The organism is Enterobacter sp. SCRI0065 (assembly GCF_059766475.1).
Window position 1 is genome coordinate 1 of record NZ_JCBAJB010000037.1, and the last position, 427, is coordinate 427.

The following is a 427-nucleotide window of genomic DNA, read 5'->3' on the forward strand; positions in this document are numbered from 1 at the left end:
GGTATATCTTGATATATAGCTTCAAGGATATACTTATTTGACGGTTTGTTTGATTTGATTAATAAATATAATTATAGTTTCGTGCAGACGATTTACTAATAATGCGTGTGCCGTAGCCTAATGGCACATTATAATTATATTCAGAAATTTTGATTTTTCCATTCTTATATACTTTTTCAACCACTGCTACGTGCCCATAATAGCCTCTCGTTGATTGCATAACAGCGTATTTTCGAGGCTTATGTCCAGTTGCATAACCAGATCGACGTGCATTGCTATACCAATTCTTAGCATTACCCCATCGATTTGATACAGGTTTACCTAATTGAGCACGACGTTTAAATGCCCACCAAGTGTATTGTTTTTTACCATAATAATTATGTGCAGCATGGGAAATATGCGTTTGTTCAATAGCTTGATATGAGAG

1 protein-coding gene is annotated in these 427 nt (G+C 34.9%); it reads right to left on the bottom strand.

Features of this window, described 5'->3' with window-relative positions; genetic code table 11:
• Window positions 1–58: 58 nt before the first annotated feature.
• A partial coding sequence (locus tag AC6EMZ_RS23305) for a CHAP domain-containing protein (RefSeq protein ID WP_498405185.1) occupies window positions 59–427 on the bottom strand: 369 nt, incomplete at its 5' end.